General features: G+C 67.0%; 16 protein-coding genes. 11 read left to right on the plus strand and 5 right to left on the minus strand.

Annotation, left to right across the window (positions count from 1 at the left end):
- Positions 1–43 precede the first annotated feature (43 nt).
- The 3 genes from ACL03I_RS22380 (at position 44) to ACL03I_RS22390 (ending at position 2,593) form a co-directional block, all read left to right on the plus strand.
- Complete coding sequence (locus ACL03I_RS22380; protein ID WP_355071149.1) at positions 44–619, plus strand: TerD family protein; 576 nt, start codon at positions 44–46, stop codon at positions 617–619.
- A 158-nt stretch (positions 620–777) separates the two neighbouring features.
- Positions 778–1,875: a DUF475 domain-containing protein gene (locus tag ACL03I_RS22385; RefSeq protein ID WP_379249487.1), complete on the plus strand. Its 1,098-nt coding sequence runs from the start codon at positions 778–780 to the stop codon at positions 1,873–1,875.
- Between the two features lie 94 nt (positions 1,876–1,969).
- Positions 1,970–2,593: a TerD family protein gene (locus tag ACL03I_RS22390; protein WP_412806886.1), complete on the plus strand. Its 624-nt coding sequence runs from the start codon at positions 1,970–1,972 to the stop codon at positions 2,591–2,593.
- Between the two features lies 1 nt (position 2,594).
- On the opposite strand, the gene ACL03I_RS22395 is transcribed toward ACL03I_RS22390, so the two are convergent.
- Positions 2,595–3,491, minus strand: coding sequence for a DMT family transporter (locus ACL03I_RS22395; RefSeq protein WP_364424828.1), 897 nt, complete (start codon positions 3,489–3,491; stop codon positions 2,595–2,597).
- Positions 3,492–3,574: 83 nt separating this feature from the next.
- Between ACL03I_RS22395 and ACL03I_RS22400 the strand changes: the two genes are divergently transcribed.
- Entirely contained in the window at positions 3,575–4,108 is a 534-nt protein-coding gene (locus ACL03I_RS22400) for a CGNR zinc finger domain-containing protein (protein WP_355071143.1), read from the plus strand.
- Here the strand turns inward: ACL03I_RS22400 and ACL03I_RS22405 are convergent.
- Positions 4,105–5,496: a hypothetical protein gene (locus tag ACL03I_RS22405; RefSeq protein WP_355071141.1), complete on the minus strand. Its 1,392-nt coding sequence runs from the start codon at positions 5,494–5,496 to the stop codon at positions 4,105–4,107. The genes ACL03I_RS22400 and ACL03I_RS22405 overlap by 4 nt on opposite strands.
- 214 nt (positions 5,497–5,710) lie before the next feature.
- Between ACL03I_RS22405 and rpsF the strand changes: the two genes are divergently transcribed.
- From rpsF to dnaB, 5 genes are all read left to right on the plus strand, one after another.
- Positions 5,711–5,998: a 30S ribosomal protein S6 gene (gene rpsF / locus ACL03I_RS22410; protein ID WP_039803204.1), complete on the plus strand. Its 288-nt coding sequence runs from the start codon at positions 5,711–5,713 to the stop codon at positions 5,996–5,998.
- Positions 5,999–6,086: 88 nt separating this feature from the next.
- Positions 6,087–6,623 carry a single-stranded DNA-binding protein gene (locus ACL03I_RS22415; RefSeq protein ID WP_039803206.1) on the plus strand — a complete coding sequence of 179 codons (537 nt, stop codon included), beginning with the start codon at positions 6,087–6,089 and terminating at the stop codon, positions 6,621–6,623.
- 58 nt (positions 6,624–6,681) lie between these two features.
- Positions 6,682–6,933, plus strand: a complete 252-nt coding sequence (gene rpsR / locus ACL03I_RS22420) for a 30S ribosomal protein S18 (protein WP_043700357.1) — start codon at positions 6,682–6,684, stop codon at positions 6,931–6,933.
- Positions 6,934–6,950: 17 nt separating this feature from the next.
- The gene (rplI, locus tag ACL03I_RS22425; RefSeq protein WP_355071139.1) at positions 6,951–7,403 is read left to right on the plus strand and encodes a 50S ribosomal protein L9; all 453 of its coding nucleotides are present in this window, start codon (positions 6,951–6,953) and stop codon (positions 7,401–7,403) included.
- 629 nt (positions 7,404–8,032) lie between these two features.
- The gene (gene dnaB, locus ACL03I_RS22430) at positions 8,033–10,627 is read left to right on the plus strand and encodes a replicative DNA helicase (RefSeq protein ID WP_412806887.1); all 2,595 of its coding nucleotides are present in this window, start codon (positions 8,033–8,035) and stop codon (positions 10,625–10,627) included.
- A gap of 18 nt (positions 10,628–10,645) precedes the next feature.
- On the opposite strand, the gene ACL03I_RS22435 is transcribed toward dnaB, so the two are convergent.
- The gene (locus ACL03I_RS22435; protein WP_412806888.1) at positions 10,646–11,059 is read right to left on the minus strand and encodes a MerR family transcriptional regulator; all 414 of its coding nucleotides are present in this window, start codon (positions 11,057–11,059) and stop codon (positions 10,646–10,648) included.
- A gap of 26 nt (positions 11,060–11,085) precedes the next feature.
- Positions 11,086–12,102, minus strand: coding sequence for an NADP-dependent oxidoreductase (locus tag ACL03I_RS22440; protein WP_412806889.1), 1,017 nt, complete (start codon positions 12,100–12,102; stop codon positions 11,086–11,088).
- A 194-nt stretch (positions 12,103–12,296) separates the two neighbouring features.
- Here ACL03I_RS22440 and ACL03I_RS22445 point away from each other — a divergent pair, with 194 nt between their 5' ends.
- Positions 12,297–13,967, plus strand: a complete 1,671-nt coding sequence (locus ACL03I_RS22445; protein WP_355071133.1) for a cutinase family protein — start codon at positions 12,297–12,299, stop codon at positions 13,965–13,967.
- A 113-nt stretch (positions 13,968–14,080) separates the two neighbouring features.
- Here the strand turns inward: ACL03I_RS22445 and ACL03I_RS22450 are convergent, their stop codons facing one another.
- Entirely contained in the window at positions 14,081–15,301 is a 1,221-nt protein-coding gene (locus tag ACL03I_RS22450) for a phthiocerol/phthiodiolone dimycocerosyl transferase family protein (RefSeq protein ID WP_412806890.1), read from the minus strand.
- 250 nt (positions 15,302–15,551) lie between these two features.
- Here ACL03I_RS22450 and ACL03I_RS22455 point away from each other — a divergent pair, with 250 nt between their 5' ends.
- The gene (locus ACL03I_RS22455; RefSeq protein ID WP_355071129.1) at positions 15,552–16,463 is read left to right on the plus strand and encodes a DMT family transporter; all 912 of its coding nucleotides are present in this window, start codon (positions 15,552–15,554) and stop codon (positions 16,461–16,463) included.
- The last annotated feature ends 61 nt before the right edge of the window (positions 16,464–16,524 follow it).

Genomic DNA, 16,524 nt, shown 5'->3' on the forward strand with positions numbered 1-16,524 from the left:
ACATGCTGGGAACCAATGACGGACTATTGAAAGGGAATCCCGCATGGGTGTCAGTTTGTCCAAGGGCGGCAATGTCTCGCTGACCAAGGCGGCGCCTAACCTCACTGCTGTCTCGGTCGGCCTGGGGTGGGATGTGCGGACCACCACCGGCACCGACTTCGACCTCGACGCCAGCGCCATCGCGACCGGCGGGGACAAGAAGGTCCTGTCCGACCAGCACTTCGTCTTCTTCAACAACCTGCGTTCTCCCGAGGGCTCGATCGAGCACGCGGGCGACAACCGGACCGGCGAAGGTGAGGGCGACGACGAGGTCATCAACGTCGACCTGGCGAACACCCCGCCCACGATCGAGAGCATCTTCTTCCCGGTCTCGATCTACGACGCCGACTCCCGGTCGCAGTCCTTCGGTCAGGTCCGCAACGCCTACATCCGTGTCGTGGACCGCAGCAACGGCGAGGAGCTCGCCCGCTACGACCTCACCGAGGACGCCTCGACCGAGACCGCCATGGTCTTCGGCGAGCTGTACCGCAACGGCGCGGAGTGGAAGTTCCGCGCGATCGGTCAGGGCTACGCCTCCGGTCTGGCGGGCATCGCCCGTGATTACGGCGTGAACGTCTAAGGAACACTCCGCTGTTCAAGGGGGCCCGGTGACGGGCCCCCTCGTCGTGCCACCCAGGCATGCCGGCGCCCTGGGAGCAACGTTGGACAACCGGCGATCCAGCAGCCACGCTGGTAGCAAACGTCGCCGCCTCGTTTTCACTCACGAAAGGTCCCAGCGTGGTCCTGCGCATATTCGGCATGTCCCTCGTCGTCACGGTGCTCTCGCTCGTCGTTGCGGTCGTGTACGGCGGACCGACCGCCCTCGCGCTCGCCGCGATCCTCGGCATCCTCGAGGTGTCGCTCTCGTTCGACAATGCCGTGATCAACGCCACCGTCCTGGAACGGATGAGCGCGTTCTGGCAGCGGATCTTCCTCACCGTCGGCGTGCTGATCGCCGTGTTCGGCATGCGGTTGGTCTTCCCGCTGGCCATCGTGTGGATCACCGCGGGGCTGGATCCGGTGCGGGCCTTCGACCTGGCCCTCAACCCGCCCCCGGACGGCGCCCTGACCTTCCCGGACGGCAGCCCGAGCTACGAGAAACTGCTCACCGACGCGCATCCGCAGATCGCGGCGTTCGGCGGTATGTTCCTGGCCCTGCTGTTCCTCAACTTCATTTTCGAGGAACGCGAGATCACCTGGCTGAGCTGGCTGGAGCGGCCGCTGGCCAAGGCGGGCAAACTGGACATGCTCTCCGTGGTGGTCGCGGGTGCGGGCCTGATCCTCACCGCGGAGTTCATCGCCGACGAGGCGCACCGCTCGACCGTGCTGGTCGCGGGCCTGCTCGGCATGATCACCTACATCGCGGTGGACGGGCTCGGCTCCATGTTCCACACCGAGGAGCAGAGCGAAGGGCCGTCGGAGCTGGTCAAGGCCACCGGTAAGGCGGGCTTCTTCCTGTTCCTCTACCTGGAGGTGCTCGACGCGTCGTTCTCCTTCGACGGCGTGATCGGCGCGTTCGCCATCACCTCCGACCCGATCATCATCGCGCTCGGCCTCGGCCTGATCGGCGCCATGTTCGTCCGGTCGATCACGGTGTACCTGGTTCGCAAGGGCACGCTGTCGGAGTACGTCTACCTGGAGCACGGCGCGCACTGGGCGATCGGCGCGCTCGCGGCGATCCTGCTGGTCTCGATCGGCGTGCACATCAACGAGATCGTCACCGGCCTGGTCGGCGTCGCGTTCATCGGCGCGGCGTTCATCACCAGCATCGTCCGCAACGGCCGAGCGGACGAAGAGGAACTGGACAGCGAACGGGAACCGACGCCGGTAGGCTGATGCCCGGCAAGCAGCCGAAGACCCGTTGCGGCAGCGGCCCCATCCCGAGGGATGGCCGCTGCCGCTCTCGTTTCCACAGAGGGGGGATCGCGCCATGGCGATCGACGACAACCCCGGCGGCGTCAACCTGTCCAAGGTGACCCTGTCGAAGGCGACACCGAGCATCAACCTGACCAAGCCGGGTGAGCAGCAGGGCACCATGCGGGTCAACCTGAACTGGTCGAGCGGACCTCGCGGATTCTTCCGCCGGTCCAAGCCGATCGATCTCGACCTCGGCTGCCTCTACGAACTGTCCAACGGCGCCAAGGGCGTCGTCCAGGCGATCGGCGGCAATTTCGGCACGCTGGAGGCCGAGCCCTACATCCGGCTCGACGGCGACGATCGCAGCGGCGCGGCCGCGTCGGGCGAGAACCTGCACATCGACCTCGCGCGGCCCGAGCTGTTCCGGCGCATCCTGATCTTCGCCTTCATCTACGAGGGCGTGCCGAACTGGGCCGCCGCCGACGGCGTGGTGACGCTCTACCCCACATCCGGTCCGCAGGTCGAGGTCCGCCTGGATTCTCCGGTGGACGGCGCTCGCTCGTGCGCCATCGCCCTGCTGCAGAACCAGGGGGCCGGGATCACCGTGCACCGGGAAGTGCACTACGTCAACGGCGCCCAGCGCGAACTCGACCAGGCATACCAGTGGGGTATGCAGTGGCAGGCCGGGCGCAAGTAGGTCACCGCGGCACGGGCACCGGCTGCCGCGCGACGACCGCCGTCGCCGGCTTGCGAGCCGCGAACACCAAGCCCACCAGGCCGATGGCGAGTCCGGCGACGGTCAACGGTCGCAGCGGCTGATCGATCAGCAACCAGGCCAGGATCGCGGTCACGGCGGGCGTCGCGAAGAACAGCTTGCCCACCCTGGTCGCGTCCCACCGGCGCAACATGGCGTTGAGCAGCAGGAACGCGGCCATGGAGTTGACCAGCACCATCCAGATGAGCGACCCGGCGAACCGGCCCACGTCCGACACGTGCACTTGGCCGGACAGCCAGGTCAGCACCCCGGCGATCGGCGCGCTGATCGCCACGTGCAGCGCCGTGGCCGCCCTGGGATCGACGGTGGGCGTGAATCGCTTCTGGTACACGGTGCCGATGCTCAACCCGAGCAGCCCTGCCACGCACAGCAGCAGTCCGGCCAGGGAGAAGTGGGACTGGTCGAACACGGCGAGTGCGACTCCGATGCCGCCGATGCCGAAGCCGAACCACTGCCGCATCGTGACGACTTCGCCGATCAGTCCGGCGCACAGAGCGATGACCACCGGATTCAAGCCCTGCACCAGCGCGATCACCGCCGCCGAGACATGTTCGGCCATCGCCGTGTAGAACGCGCCGAACTGGACCATCTGCATCAGCAGCCCGGCGACGAGCACGTGACGCAATTGGCCTCCCTGCGGCCACGTGACCCGCGCGAGGAGGGCGTAGGCCGTGAGCAGCACTCCCGCGACGGCGAAGCGCACGAACAGCACCAATAGCGGCGGCGCGGCGCCGACCCCGATCACCCCTGCGATGAACGCACTGCTCCACAACAAGACGAACAGCGGCTGCGCGGCCACCATCGCGAATCGGCTCTGCACGGACCCTCCTCGACTAACCACCTTGGGTGGTTATCACAGTGGCATCCGGTCCAATAACCTGTCAAGGCGGTTACTATGAGGAGGTGTTCACCTTCGTGAGCGGCAACCTCGCCCTGGACTTCGCCGGTACCGTCATGGGGCGCTCGACCAGGTTCGAGGACGTCCTTTCCACACCCGCGGCGCTGGCCGACTGGATCGTCGCCGCGGGCCTGCTCGACAGCCCGCCAACCGGCGACGCCGATACCCTCGCGCGGGCAGTGCGCTTGCGTGAGGCGGCCTATCGCATGGCGCTGGCCACCGCCCGCGGAACCGCCTTCGACGACGGCGACCGCGGGACCGTCAACGAATTCGCCGAGGGCGTCCCGCCCTCGATCAGCCTGCGCGCCGACGGCACGGTCGTCCGCTCCGGCGACGCGGACGCGGCCTTGGCCGCCGTCGCACGTTCCGCGATCGAGTTACTGGGCAGCCGGGCGCTCGTCAAGGAGTGCGGTCGCCCCGTGTGCACGCGGCTGTATGTGGACACTTCCCGTGGCGGCTCGCGCCGGTGGTGCGACATGACCCTGTGCGGCAACCGCGCCAAAAGCGCGGCCTTTCGGGCCCGGCACGGTGGGCCTTAGACCACCGGAACCAGATCGCGGGGGTCGGACCGCGCGGCCCGGGGCGTCATCGAACGATTTCCACGCGGCGCCGCCCACAGGAAGACGAAGAAGAACACGATCAGCAGGCTTGCGCGCCCCCACACACCGAATTGGACGATGTGCTCCATCAACTCGACCGACTTGCCCGTACCCATCGAGTAGAAGTAGCGGAACACCCCGATCCCGATGGCCGCGTCGGCGACGAGATAGCTGCCGACCAACCACCAGGGGATCTCGAGCAGCACCAGGAACGGCACCAGCCAGAGGGTGTACTGCGGGGAATGCACCTTGTGGAACAACAGGAATCCACACAGCATCGCGCCGCTCACACCGACCCACGGGAACACGCCGGTCGCCAGGTAGCGCCGCCGGCCGAGCCACATGGCCAGCGCGAACGCCGCGAGCACCAGCAACGGGGAAGCGACCGAGACCAGTTGCTGGAACGCCGCCTCGCTGCGCGGATCGGGACCGAACATCGGCCGAAGTCCCCAGTACCAGATGGAATTCGTGGTGATATCGGCCTGACGCAACTGCTGGAAGGTGATGGACGCGCGCCAGCCTTCGTAACCCACCAGCGCGAACGGCAGATTCACCACTACCACGGTGCCGATCGCCGCGCCCGCGGTGAGCAGAGCGCCACGGACGTCCGGTCCGCGATCGCCCGCTCCCGCTTCGCGCTCGCCACCGCCGGTGAGCACGTACGCCAGCAAGGGCAACACGAAGATCCCCGGGTACAGCTTGAGGCAGAACCCGAGCCCGAGCAGCACCGCGGCCACGATGCCCCTGGTACGCACCGAGTAGCGGGTCAACGCGGTCATCACGTAGACGGCCGCCACCGCCGTGCACACCACCGGAAGCTCCCAGTTGTGGAAGGCATAGAGCACCAGCGGCGGTCCGGCCGCCCACAGCAGGGCCGCGCCGCCGGCCAGGCGAGCCAGCATCCACGCGGTCAGCAACGCGAAGGGCGCCAGCAGCAGCGCCGAGTACCGCAGGAAATCGGCGTCATTGTGCGCGCCCACCGCGCCGAACCACATCAGCACGCCGCTGAGCACCGGATATTCCACCGCGCCGCCGACCAACGCCCCGTCGTCGGTGATGCCGCCGGTCACATAGGGAAAGACATGCTCGTTGATGTCTCGGCCGAGCCAGAGGAATTGGATATCGGAATAGCAGACGTCCGAATCCTTGATCACATCGAAAACCGTGCTGCGCCCGTCCCGGTCGAACGGCGCACCCGCGCAACGCGCCTTGTTCGCGTACGCCAGCGCGAGGACGAGACCGCAGAGCAGCACCACCACCACGGCGAACGCCGCGCGGCGTCGCACGCCACCCGCGGGCAGGTCGCTGGCGGCGAGTCCGGTCGGCATGGATCCACCCTAAGCGGACGGTCGGGGCCGTGCCGCCATTCCCCTTCCTAGCGACGCGAACGCGCGAGCCGAACACGTGCGAGCCGGGGCGGCTCGCGGGGCGATTTCACTGCTCAGGTGCCGCTCATGTAGCCTGTTCGGGTTGCTGACGCAACGACCCTCCTGCCACGGACCGTCCGTGGCCGTTTCCTAGTCCACAGGAGGTGATTGGTCCGTGCGTCATTACGAAGTGATGGTCATCCTCGATCCGAGCCTGGACGAGCGCACTGTTGGTCCGTCGCTGGACAACCTGCTCAGTGTCGTTCGCACCGAGGGCGGCAAGATCGACAAGGTCGACATCTGGGGCCGCCGCAGGCTCGCCTACGAGATCGCCAAGCACGCCGAGGGCATCTACGCCGTGGTCGACCTGACCGCCGAGCCCGCCACCGTGAGCGAGCTCGACCGCCAGCTCGGTCTCAACGAGTCGGTGCTGCGCACCAAGGTTCTGCGCCACGACAAGTAGTCCGGCAACCCTCGTTTGCGTCGGAGCCTGTGCCTAGGCTCTAGCGCAACAGCGAGACGCGGACTGCACACCGAGCAGGAGGAACCACATGGCAGGCGACACGGTCATCACCGTCATCGGAAATCTGACGGCCGACCCGGAGCTTCGATTCACACCGGCGGGACAGGCGGTGGCGAATTTCACCGTCGCGTCGACTCCCCGTGTGTTCGACCGTAATTCGAACGAATGGAAAGACGGCGAAGCGCTGTTCCTGCGCTGCAATATCTGGCGCGAGGCCGCAGAGAATGTCGCCGAAAGCCTGACCAGGGGTTCCCGTGTCATCGTGAGCGGACGGCTCAAGCAGCGCTCCTACGAAACCCGCGAGGGTGAGAAGCGCACGGTCGTCGAGCTCGAGGTCGACGAGGTCGGTCCCTCGCTGCGCTACGCCACCGCGAAGGTCAACAAGACCAGCCGCGGCAGTGGTGGCGGCGGCTTCGGGTCCGGGTCCGGCGGCGGTGGCGGCTATGCCTCCTCCGGTGGTGGCGGTGGGCGTTCCGGCGGTGCCGAGGACGACCCTTGGGGCAGTGCGCCCGCGGCAGGCTCCTTCGGGGGCAACAGCCGCATGGATGACGAACCGCCGTTCTGAGAACGGCCACAACGGCCCGCACGAATTCGGGCCATCACTGATTACGGAGTACAAGACCATGCCTAAAGCGCCCGCGCGCGAAAAGGTGCTGAAGAAGAAGGCTTGCTCGTTCTGCAAGGAGAGCAAGACCGGAACCGTCACGATCGATTACAAGGACACGGCGTTGCTGCGCAAGTACGTCAGCGACCGCGGCAAGATCCGCGCCCGCCGCGTCACCGGCAACTGCGTCCAGCACCAGCGTGATGTCGCGGTTGCGGTCAAGAACTCGCGTGAGGTCGCGCTGCTGCCTTACGTGTCGACGGCTCGCTGAGAAAGGGAGGCACGCCAATGAAGTTGATTCTTACCGCTGATGTGGACAACCTCGGTGCCCCCGGCGACACCGTTGAGGTCAAGGACGGCTACGGCCGCAACTACCTGCTGCCGCGCGGCCTGGCGATCGCGGCCAGCCGTGGCGCGCAGAAGCAGGTCGAGGGCATTCGCCGGGCGCAGGAAGCCCGCCGGGTCCGCGACCTGGACCACGCCAACGAGCTGAAGCAGGCCATCGAGAACCTGGAGTCGGTCTCGCTGGCGGTGAAGACCGCGGGCACCGGCAAGCTGTTCGGCTCGGTGACCCAGTCGGACGTCGCGGCGGCCGTCAAGGCGGCGGGTGGCCCCGTCGTCGACAAGCGCAGCATCGAGCTGCCGAAGGCGCACATCAAGTCGACCGGCAAGCACGCCATCCTGGTGCACCTGCACCCGGACGTGGCGGCGAAGTTCGACCTCACGGTCACCGCCGCCTGATTCCAGGCATCGCGTCGAGGACCACTCCCGTCCGTTCACGGGAGTGGTCCTCGGTCGTGCTCCGCTGCCGCGAGCCGCTTTGTAGCTAATTATTTGCCGGATGACCGAGCGCGTCATCAGGGACAATCTGGGCCGCACCGCACACCGCAACGACGCCGGGTCTACCCAGCCTGTGGATTACTGGTCGAACCGACCGTCCGCAATGTGATTCAGGCCATATGCAGCTCACGTGCTGTTAACCCAACACGCCCGGCTGTTCAACTTGGCCGACACGCCGGTACTTCATTAATCCACACCTGGAAGAACGCGGAAGTCCATATCTATCTGCGTATTTGACCCCGCCGACCTGGGTTTTCCCCAAGTTGTACACAGGGGGTGCACACGGTTGAGTGAACTCTCCCCAAGTTATCCACAGCTGTGTGCACAGTGCGGTTTGGTGCACAGCCAGCGGGTCGCCTAGGTTCGTCGCATCGCTGCGCGCGGGCCGCTCCCGAGCGCGCGCACGGACCGGTGCCGCGGCGGTAGCTGGAGCCCTGGTCAAAGGCTTTTTCGAACGTGTCGGTGCCCGGGAGTAAAACGAGTCGACAGGGTGCATCCCGGTCGTGGGGTAGAGAGGACGGTCGAGTCTGGTGACAACCACCGATGACCGCGGGCACACGGACTTCCCGCCCGAACCTCCCGGCGAGGACTTCGGCCGCCAGCCTCCGCACGACATGGCGGCCGAGCAGTCGGTGCTCGGCGGCATGCTGTTGAGCAAGGACGCCATCGCCGACGTCGTCGAGGCGATTCGGCCCGGCGATTTCTACCGTCCCGCCCATCAGGCCATCTACGACACGATCCTGGATCTCTACGGGCGCGGCGAACCCGCCGACCCGGTGACCGTCGCCGCGGGCCTGGACCGCCGTGGCGAGCTCAAGCGCATCGGCGGCGCGCCGTATCTGGTCACGCTCACCCAGACCGTGCCGACGGCGGCCAACGCGGGCTACTACGCCGAAATCGTGGCCGAGAAGGCCATTTTGCGCCGCCTGGTCGAGGCGGGCACCCGCATCGTCCAGTACGGCTACGCGGGCGCCGACGGCCAGGACGTCGCCGAGGTCGTCGACCGCGCCCAAGCCGAGGTCTACGAGGTCACCGAACGCCGCACCAGCGAAGACTTCCTCCCCCTGGAAGAACTGCTCCAGCCGACGATGGACGAAATCGACTCCATCGCCAGCCGCGGCGGCATCTCCCTCGGCGTCCCCACCGGTTTCACCGAACTCGACGAAATCACCAATGGCCTGCACCCCGGTCAGATGATCATCGTCGCGGCCAGGCCTGGTGTGGGCAAGGCGCTGGCCCTGGATACCCCCCTTCCGACACCCACCGGATGGACCACCATGGGTGAGGTCCACGTCGGCGACGAATTGTTGGACGCGAAGGGTCGTCCCACCCGCGTCGTAGCGGCGACCGAGGTTTTGTCCGGGCGTCCCTGCTACGAGGTGGAGTTCTCCGACGGCTCCGTGCTCGTCGCGGATGAACAACATCAATGGCTCACGGAGACCAGGGCATCCAGACGGTCGAAACGGGCAGCTGCCGAGGTGCGTACGACCGCCGAGATCGCGAGAACGCTGCGGTGCGACACCGCGGATCGCAGACTGAACCACTCGGTCAGCAATTCCGGCCCGCTACAACTGCCTGCGCGCGCCCTGACGGTGCCGCCCTACACGCTGGGCGCCTGGCTCGGCGACGGAACGTCCGCCGCCGCACAGCTCACCTGCGCCGATCCAGAGATCATCGCGCGAATCGAGGCCGAGGGGATCGTCGCGGTGCCCTCGCGGTCGGCTCGGCTGCGTTATCAGCTGACATTGCCTGCCGACGAGCCGATCCCCGCACGCGAGTGCCTGGTCTGCGGCAAGGAATTCGTTCCTTTCACCACCGAGGTCCGCACCCGTGGGCGGTCCTGCGGCGGAAAGGCTCGGTTCCTTTCGGCTCCGGTGCCTGCACCGCGCTGCCCGAATTGCGGCGAAGGGTCGATCGGTCTGCGCCTGTGCCAGAAGTGCCGGAACACCGTCGGGAGCGTGCAGGCGCGCCTGCGGACGCTCGGTGTCCTCGGTGACAAGCACATTCCCATCGACTACCTGCGAGCGTCCGAGCAACAGCGACGGTCCCTACTGGCCGGTTTGCTGGACACCGACGGCACCGTGACCAACGGCGGCTCCGTACAGTTCAGTGTCACGAACGCCCGGCTCGTCGCAGACGTGCACGAGCTGATCGTCGGCCTCGGTTACCGCTGTCATCTCTCCACCAAGCGAGTCCGAGGTCGTTCCGAGGAATCCTCTACCGCTTACACCCTCACCTTCGCCACCGACGACGAGGTGTTCGGTCTGTATCGGAAGGCCTTGCTGCACAAGGAACGGCGCGCCAGCCGCAGCACGGTGCGATCGAACTCGCGATTCGTCGTCGATGTACGCCGGATCGACAGCGTGCCGGTGCGCTGCGTCGAAGTGGACAACGCCGACCATCTGTATCTGGCCGGACGCTCGATGATTCCCACGCACAACTCGACTTTGGGAATGGATTTCATGCGCAGTTGCTCGATCAAGCATGGCTTGGCGAGCGTCATCTTCTCCTTGGAGATGAGTCGTACCGAGATCGTCATGCGGTTGTTGTCGGCGGAGGCGAAGATCAAGCTCGGGGATATGCGGTCCGGGCGGATGAGCGACGACGACTGGACCAAGTTGGCGCGGCGGATGAGTGAGATCAGCGAGGCGCCGCTGTTCGTGGACGATTCGCCGAACCTGACGATGATGGAGATCCGCGCCAAAGCGCGGCGGCTCAAGCAGCGCCACGATTTGAAACTCGTGGTCGTGGATTACCTCCAGCTGATGACGTCCGGCAAAAAGGTCGAATCCCGTCAGCAGGAAGTCTCGGACTTCTCCCGTAATCTGAAACTGCTGGCCAAGGAACTCGAAGTGCCGGTGGTCGCGATCAGCCAGCTCAACCGCGGTCCCGAACAGCGAACCGACAAGCGCCCCATGGTGTCCGATCTCCGCGAGTCGGGATCTTTGGAACAAGACGCGGATATGGTCATCCTGCTGCACCGTCCCGACGCTTTCGAGCGCGACGACCCGCGCGGCGGTGAGGCCGACCTGATTCTCGGTAAACACCGTAACGGCCCCACCGCGACGATCACCGTCGCCCATCAGCTGCATTTGTCGCGGTTCGTGGATATGGCGCGCGGCTGAGTTCGGGGGAGGCTGGGCTCAAGTACCGCACGGCTGTTGGTCTTCGCCAGTCGGCTCGCTCGGGCTGTCCTGTGCCAGCCACGGCATCCGGTCGATCAGGCGATTACGTAGTTCGATCAGATTCGCGATGCGCCGATTGAGCTCGGCGAACCGTGGTGGGCCGACGGATGCGTACCCGTTGGGGCACCGCGGCTCGAACGGGAAAGTTTGGGGCAGGTCGCGGTCGAGGTAGGGCACGAACGCGCGGACATCGTCGATGGTGAATCCGGCATCCAGCAGTTCCCGGATGTTGTGTACCCGCTTCACCGCCTCTTCGTCGTAGCGGCGGTAGCCCGAAGTGGTGCGTTCACAGGTGAGCAGACCTCGTTCCTCGTAGAAGCGCAGCGCGCGCGTGGTCGTTCCGGTCCGCTCCGCCAGTTCACCGATCAGCATTGTCGTGTCCTTCCCGTGGTGACTGTTCAACGCGTGAGCCGCACAACTACTTTCCCGGTGTAGCGACCTCGCACCAGGTCGAGCAGTGCCTGTGGAGCGTTTTCCAGCCCATCGACGACATTCTCGGCGTGCCGCAGCGAACCCTCGGCGAGCCACTGGCGTAACCGCCGTCCGAATTCCGGCGCCAGATCCAGGTGATCGAGGGCGGTGAATCCGCGCAGTGTGATTCGCTTCGCGATCACCGGCAGCAGGTCTCCGGGCCCACCATCGGGCGTCCCACCCGCGCGCTGCCGGGCGAGCGCGCCGCACAGGGCGATTCGCCCGCCGACGTTCATCGTCTCGATCGCGGCGCGCAGTTGCGCGCCGCCGACATTGTCGAAATACACGTCGACTCCTTCCGGCGCGGCTGCCCGGAACTGGTCGGACAACGGCTGGTCGTGATAGTCGAACGCCGTGTCGAAGCCGAGCTCGTCGATGACGTAGCGGGCCTTCCGCGGTGATCCCACGCTCCCGACGACTCGCCCGGCGCCGAGCAGTCGCGCGAGCTGGCCGGCCAGGCTTCCGGTAGCTCCGGCGGCGCTGGAGACCAGAACGGTCTCACCCTCGCGTAACCCCGCGACCACGGTCAGCCCCACATACGCGACCAATCCGAAACCGAGGTACGTCGACGGCGACGGATACGCCTGTGCGTCGACGACCCGAACGCTGTCGGCGTCCGCGATGGCGTACTCGCGCCAGCCGTGTTGGTGCAGCACCAATGCTCCCTCCGGCACATGCTGGTCAGCGGACGCGACGACCTCACCGATCGCGCCACCGGATATCACTTCGCCGATGGCGAAGGCGGGCATCGGGATTTCGGGATATCCGCCGATTTGCATCAGCATTCCCGGATCGAGCGACATGTACAGGTTGCGGATCAGCACTTGTCCCGGTGCGGGATCGGGTACCGCCTCTTCGATCAGCCGGAAGTCCGGCAATGCCGGCAATCCGTTCGGTCGCGCGGCCAGCTGAATCGCTCGGGAGGTTCGCGTCACAGTCGTCATGCCCCGACGCTAAGGATTGACGCATACGTGAAGGTCAAGCAGCAATCAGGCGCGAGGGGACGCTTCGCGGTTCGAACCCTTCCATCCGGCACTAAGTAACGCTCAGGGCCCCTACCACGACGTCCTCGGTGACGTATGGCCCGTCGGGGGGCTTGTCCGTCCACTTTGTCGGTGTATGGAATGGAAATCAGGACATGGCTCTTCGCGAGTTCTTCGCGCGGCATCGCATCGCTTCGGCGGTTGCCGCTCCGGCGGTGCTGGGCGTGGCGGCGGTGGTCGCCACCTCGTTGGCGTTGACGTCGACGCCGGAAACCAGGGAAACCCAGCTCACGACCTCTGTCACGGAATGCCGCGACATGGTCACCATCTCGGTGGCCGGTCGCAACGACACTCCGGTGGAGGGGACCACCAGGATGCTGGTGGATGCCAACGGCAACCCGTTGCCCGCCGCGCTGTCGGGTGATCACAGCAGTGAGTGGGTCGATCCGGTCGTCAACGCACCGGCCGACGACGTCGATCCGGACGCGTACGCCGCGGTCTACATCGCCTATCCGGCGAATATGTCCACCTACGAGGACGCTGTCAACGCCGGTGTCGCGAACACCGAGCGGGTGATGCGGGAGATCGCCCAGGCGTGCCCCGACACCAAGTTCTCGATCGTCGGCTACAGCGAGGGCGCCGACGTCGTCCGCCGCGTCGCGATGCAGATCGGCCATCAGGAACCCGGCCAGGACGGCGCGTACGGGATCGTGGATCCGGCCGACGTCGTCGGCGTCGTCATCCTCGCCGACTCGGGTCGCTCGGCGGGCGACGGGCCGTTCCCGGGATCGAAGGACCCGTTCAGCAACCCGGACGGCTTCGACCAGCAATATCAGAACGGCACGAACGCGGTTCCCGGGCAGGGCGCGGTGCGCGGCACCAGCGGTGACTTCGGCGCGCTGAACGGCAAGATCGCGTCGTTCTGCTCCGACGGCGATCTCACCTGCTCGGCGCCGCAGAACATCTCCCTGCTGCAATTGGTGGTCAATGTCGGCAGGCAGTTGAACGTGGACGCGCTCGAGCGCGACGGGCTCACGCCGGCGACCGGGCAGGACGTCGCCGTGGTCCTCGGCCGGATCGCGATGGCGGCGTTCGCGGACATCCAGTCGCAGCCTAACTGGATGCAGAGCGACGAGACCTTCCTGCAGGTGCTGCTGCGGGTGTCGGACCCGGCGTACAAGCCGGGTGAGAAGAAAGCGCCGGTGCAGGCGGACTCCATTGCCACGAACGACATGTCGCCGCTGGCCTACCTGCCGCAGAAGGTGCTCAACGAGATCGTCGGGCTCATCGTGACGAACCAGAACACGATCCCGGTCATCCTCAGCGACCCGTACAACCTCACCCTGGGCCCGAATCACACCGGTCACCACTTCGACTACTGGGACGACGCGGACCCCGCCGCGGGCAAGCCGCTGACCTCGGCGGAGTACGCGGCCGCGTGGCTCACCCATCTGGCGAAGCAGGCGCAGGCCGGTAAGCAGGTCGACCCGACGTCCAAGCCGCAGGAGGCGGACCTGGCCGCCGTGTACAAGGCGGCGGAGACCACCTCGGCGGCTCCGACGACCGAACCCGCCAAGAGCTCGACCACGGCACCGAAGCCGACCAGCGCCGCCCCTACGACGACCGGCACCACGGACCGGCCGACGACGACGGCGCCGACCTCGACCACCACCTCGGCGCCGGTGGTCACCACCACCACGCCCGCGCCTGCTCCGGTCGCGGCGCCGGTCGAGACGACGAAGCCGACCACCACGACCGAATCGACCACGACGACAACGCACTCCGCGGCGCCGACCACCACGGCGACCGCGAAGGCGTCGAACTGATCGACCCGAGGGCCGCGATCACAGCCGTTCGGCGTGATCGCGGCCCGCGGCGTATTCGCCCGCCAACGCGCGAGCGGTGACGTGTAACCGGGTGCGCTCGGTGTCGGGCGGAATCAGTCGTGCACGGCGCGAAGGTTGCGGGCCAGCACTTCGACGCGATGACGTTGGAGCTGGGTGAATTCCTCAGGATGATGGATCTCCACACTCAGCCGTCCGGCGAAAGTGCTGATGACGCAGGTGCCGCCGCCCGGTTGCTGCGGACGGCGGCCGGTCAGGTCCGGCTTCGCGAGCATGGTGGAGTGGAAGTCGTCGATGCGCAGCTCGCCCTGCTCGGGCAGCGGCGGGATAGTGCCCCAGTTGGTCGCGATGACCACGCCGGGCAGAGCCGGTCGCGGCGCCGCCGCCATGTCGGGGATGCTCAACGGCGTGCGTTGCACGATGCCAGCGGCCAGGCCCGCGTGCAGCGCCGCGCTGATGCCGCGGGCCGATTCCACCAGCGTGACGGCGGATTCGGGAGAGAGGTAATTGGCGAAACCGAGGACGTTCGTGCCTTCGGTGGCGGAGATTTCGGGGCTCACCCTGGTCCGCAGGTCGACGGAGTACAGGTAGAGCAGCCCGGTGAGCGGTAGCTCGCGGATCTCGGCTTCGGTCCGCAACAGCGCCGCCGACACCAGACCGTGCACCGTGACGTTCTCGCGATGTCCGAGGGCGACCAGCGCCGCGGTCTCCTCTCGGGAGAGCCGGCATCGGGTGGTGTGCAGCGTCGGATAGTCGTCGTCGCGCGGCTGCGGTACCTGTGGCGCGGTAGCAGCGGCCCCGGCTCCGGGCAGCGCCATCTTCTCGATGCCTCGCGCCGCGAGCAGATGCTCGATCGATTCGGGGAACGCGTGCACCGGCGACTCGGGGATCTTTCCGCCGACCGCGTCTCGATACCCGGCCCAGAACTCGGTGACGATGGCGAACGCGTGGAACGCGTCCGCGATGCTGTGATGGATCACGAGGGTGACGCTCGCGGTGTCGCCGTCGCGTACCACGCACAGCCCACAGACGCCGGTGCGCTGGTCGAATTTCGCTCCGGTGAAGGCGAATTCGGTATCGCCGTCGGCGACGAAGACCTGGGGTGCCGCGTCCGTCACGGTGAAGACTCGACCGCCGTCGGCGGACGACTCGATGCGGGCGCGCAGAATGGGATGCGCCCGGGCGACTGCCTCGAAGGCGGCTGTCAACGCGGGCAGGTCCAACCGACCGGATACCCGTGCCGCATAACCGATGAAGACCTCGCCCGCGGCGAACATCTCCTCGCTCGGGGCCAGTCGGCGGATGACGTCGACCACGATGATGCCTTCCCTTCGCTCCGGGCGAAGACTAGCCCGAACAACGTTGCACTCGCGCATCATTCGCTCAAATAGGACGAACGGGACATGGAAACCGGAGCGAACCGGCCTTGCCGGAGCGGGGAAGTGGATCTGTCGGATGATCGGATCACCTGGATAAGCTCCCAGTGGTCGAAAGCGAGCGGAGCATGTTCTCACCCCCCGGCACCGAATCGGTCGCCGTCCGTCCGCACCGCGCGGTGGTCGTGCGATGACCCGCCGCGGATGGGCCCTCTTCCTGGCGATGGGCGTGATCTGGGGCGTGCCGTACGCGATGATCCGCATCGCGGTGGAGGATCTCGACCCGATCGTGGTCGCGTTCGGCCGCACGCTGATCGGTGGCTTGCTGCTCCTGCCGGTCGCGCTCTACGCCGACGCGCTGGCGCCGGTGTTCCGGCGATGGCGGCCTCTGCTGCTCTACACCCTGGTGGAGATCACCGGGCCGTGGTTCCTGATCGGGTACGCCGAGACCACGCTGCACAGTTCGACGGTCGGCTTGCTGATCGCGGCGGTGCCGCTGATCGCCGTGGTGATCGTGACCGTGCTCGGCCACGACCGGTTCGACGCGAGCCGGGTGGTCGGCCTGCTCGTCGGGTTCGCGGGCGTCGCCGCGCTCGTCGGCTTGGATGTCGATTCGGGGAATCCGGCGGCGATCGCGGCGATCGGGCTTACCACGGTCGGCTACGCGGTCGGTCCGATCGTCATCAATCGCGCACTGGCCGATCTGCCCCCGCTCGGTGTGGTGACCGCATCGCTGCTGCTGGCGGCGGTGATCTACGCGCCGTTCGCGGGGTGGCTGCGCCCGTCGCGCATCACCGCCGACGCGGCCTGGTCGGTGCTCGGCCTCGCGGTGATCTGCACCGCCGTAGCGTTCCTGTTCTTCTTCGCGCTGATCGCCGAGGTCGGCCCGGCCCGTGCGACGGTGATCACCTACATCAATCCCGCGGTGGCGATCCTGCTCGGCGTCACGGCGCTCGGCGAGCCGCTGACCGCGGGCATGGCGATCGGCTTCCCGCTGGTCATCCTCGGTTCCGTGCTGGGAACCGCGCGCGGTCGCGACACAGCGGCACGAGCGGACGCGCCCGCCGCGCCGGAGGCTGCCGCCCAATTACCCGAGAGGTGATCGCCACGGCGCCTGATCACCCGGCACCGCGTCTACGCGGACGGTCTCGCCGTCGCCCTGG

This window comes from Nocardia sichangensis, assembly GCF_047200615.1.
Classification (GTDB): Bacteria; Actinomycetota; Actinomycetes; order Mycobacteriales; family Mycobacteriaceae; genus Nocardia; species Nocardia sichangensis.

Bases quoted from the DNA above. Each gene is read 5' to 3' on its own strand.
- ACL03I_RS22380 (WP_355071149.1), top strand. From the start codon at position 44: ATGGGTGTCAGTTTGTCCAAGGGCGGCAATGTCTCGCTGACCAAGGCG.
- ACL03I_RS22390 (WP_412806886.1), top strand. From the start codon at position 1,970: ATGGCGATCGACGACAACCCCGGCGGCGTCAACCTGTCCAAGGTGACC.
- ACL03I_RS22405 (WP_355071141.1), bottom strand. From the start codon at position 5,496: ATGCCGACCGGACTCGCCGCCAGCGACCTGCCCGCGGGTGGCGTGCGA.
- ACL03I_RS22415 (WP_039803206.1), top strand. From the start codon at position 6,087: ATGGCAGGCGACACGGTCATCACCGTCATCGGAAATCTGACGGCCGAC.
- rpsR (WP_043700357.1), top strand. From the start codon at position 6,682: ATGCCTAAAGCGCCCGCGCGCGAAAAGGTGCTGAAGAAGAAGGCTTGC.
- rplI (WP_355071139.1), top strand. From the start codon at position 6,951: ATGAAGTTGATTCTTACCGCTGATGTGGACAACCTCGGTGCCCCCGGC.
- ACL03I_RS22435 (WP_412806888.1), bottom strand. From the start codon at position 11,059: ATGCTGATCGGTGAACTGGCGGAGCGGACCGGAACGACCACGCGCGCG.
- ACL03I_RS22440 (WP_412806889.1), bottom strand. From the start codon at position 12,102: ATGACGACTGTGACGCGAACCTCCCGAGCGATTCAGCTGGCCGCGCGA.
- ACL03I_RS22445 (WP_355071133.1), top strand. From the start codon at position 12,297: ATGGCTCTTCGCGAGTTCTTCGCGCGGCATCGCATCGCTTCGGCGGTT.
- ACL03I_RS22455 (WP_355071129.1), top strand. From the start codon at position 15,552: ATGACCCGCCGCGGATGGGCCCTCTTCCTGGCGATGGGCGTGATCTGG.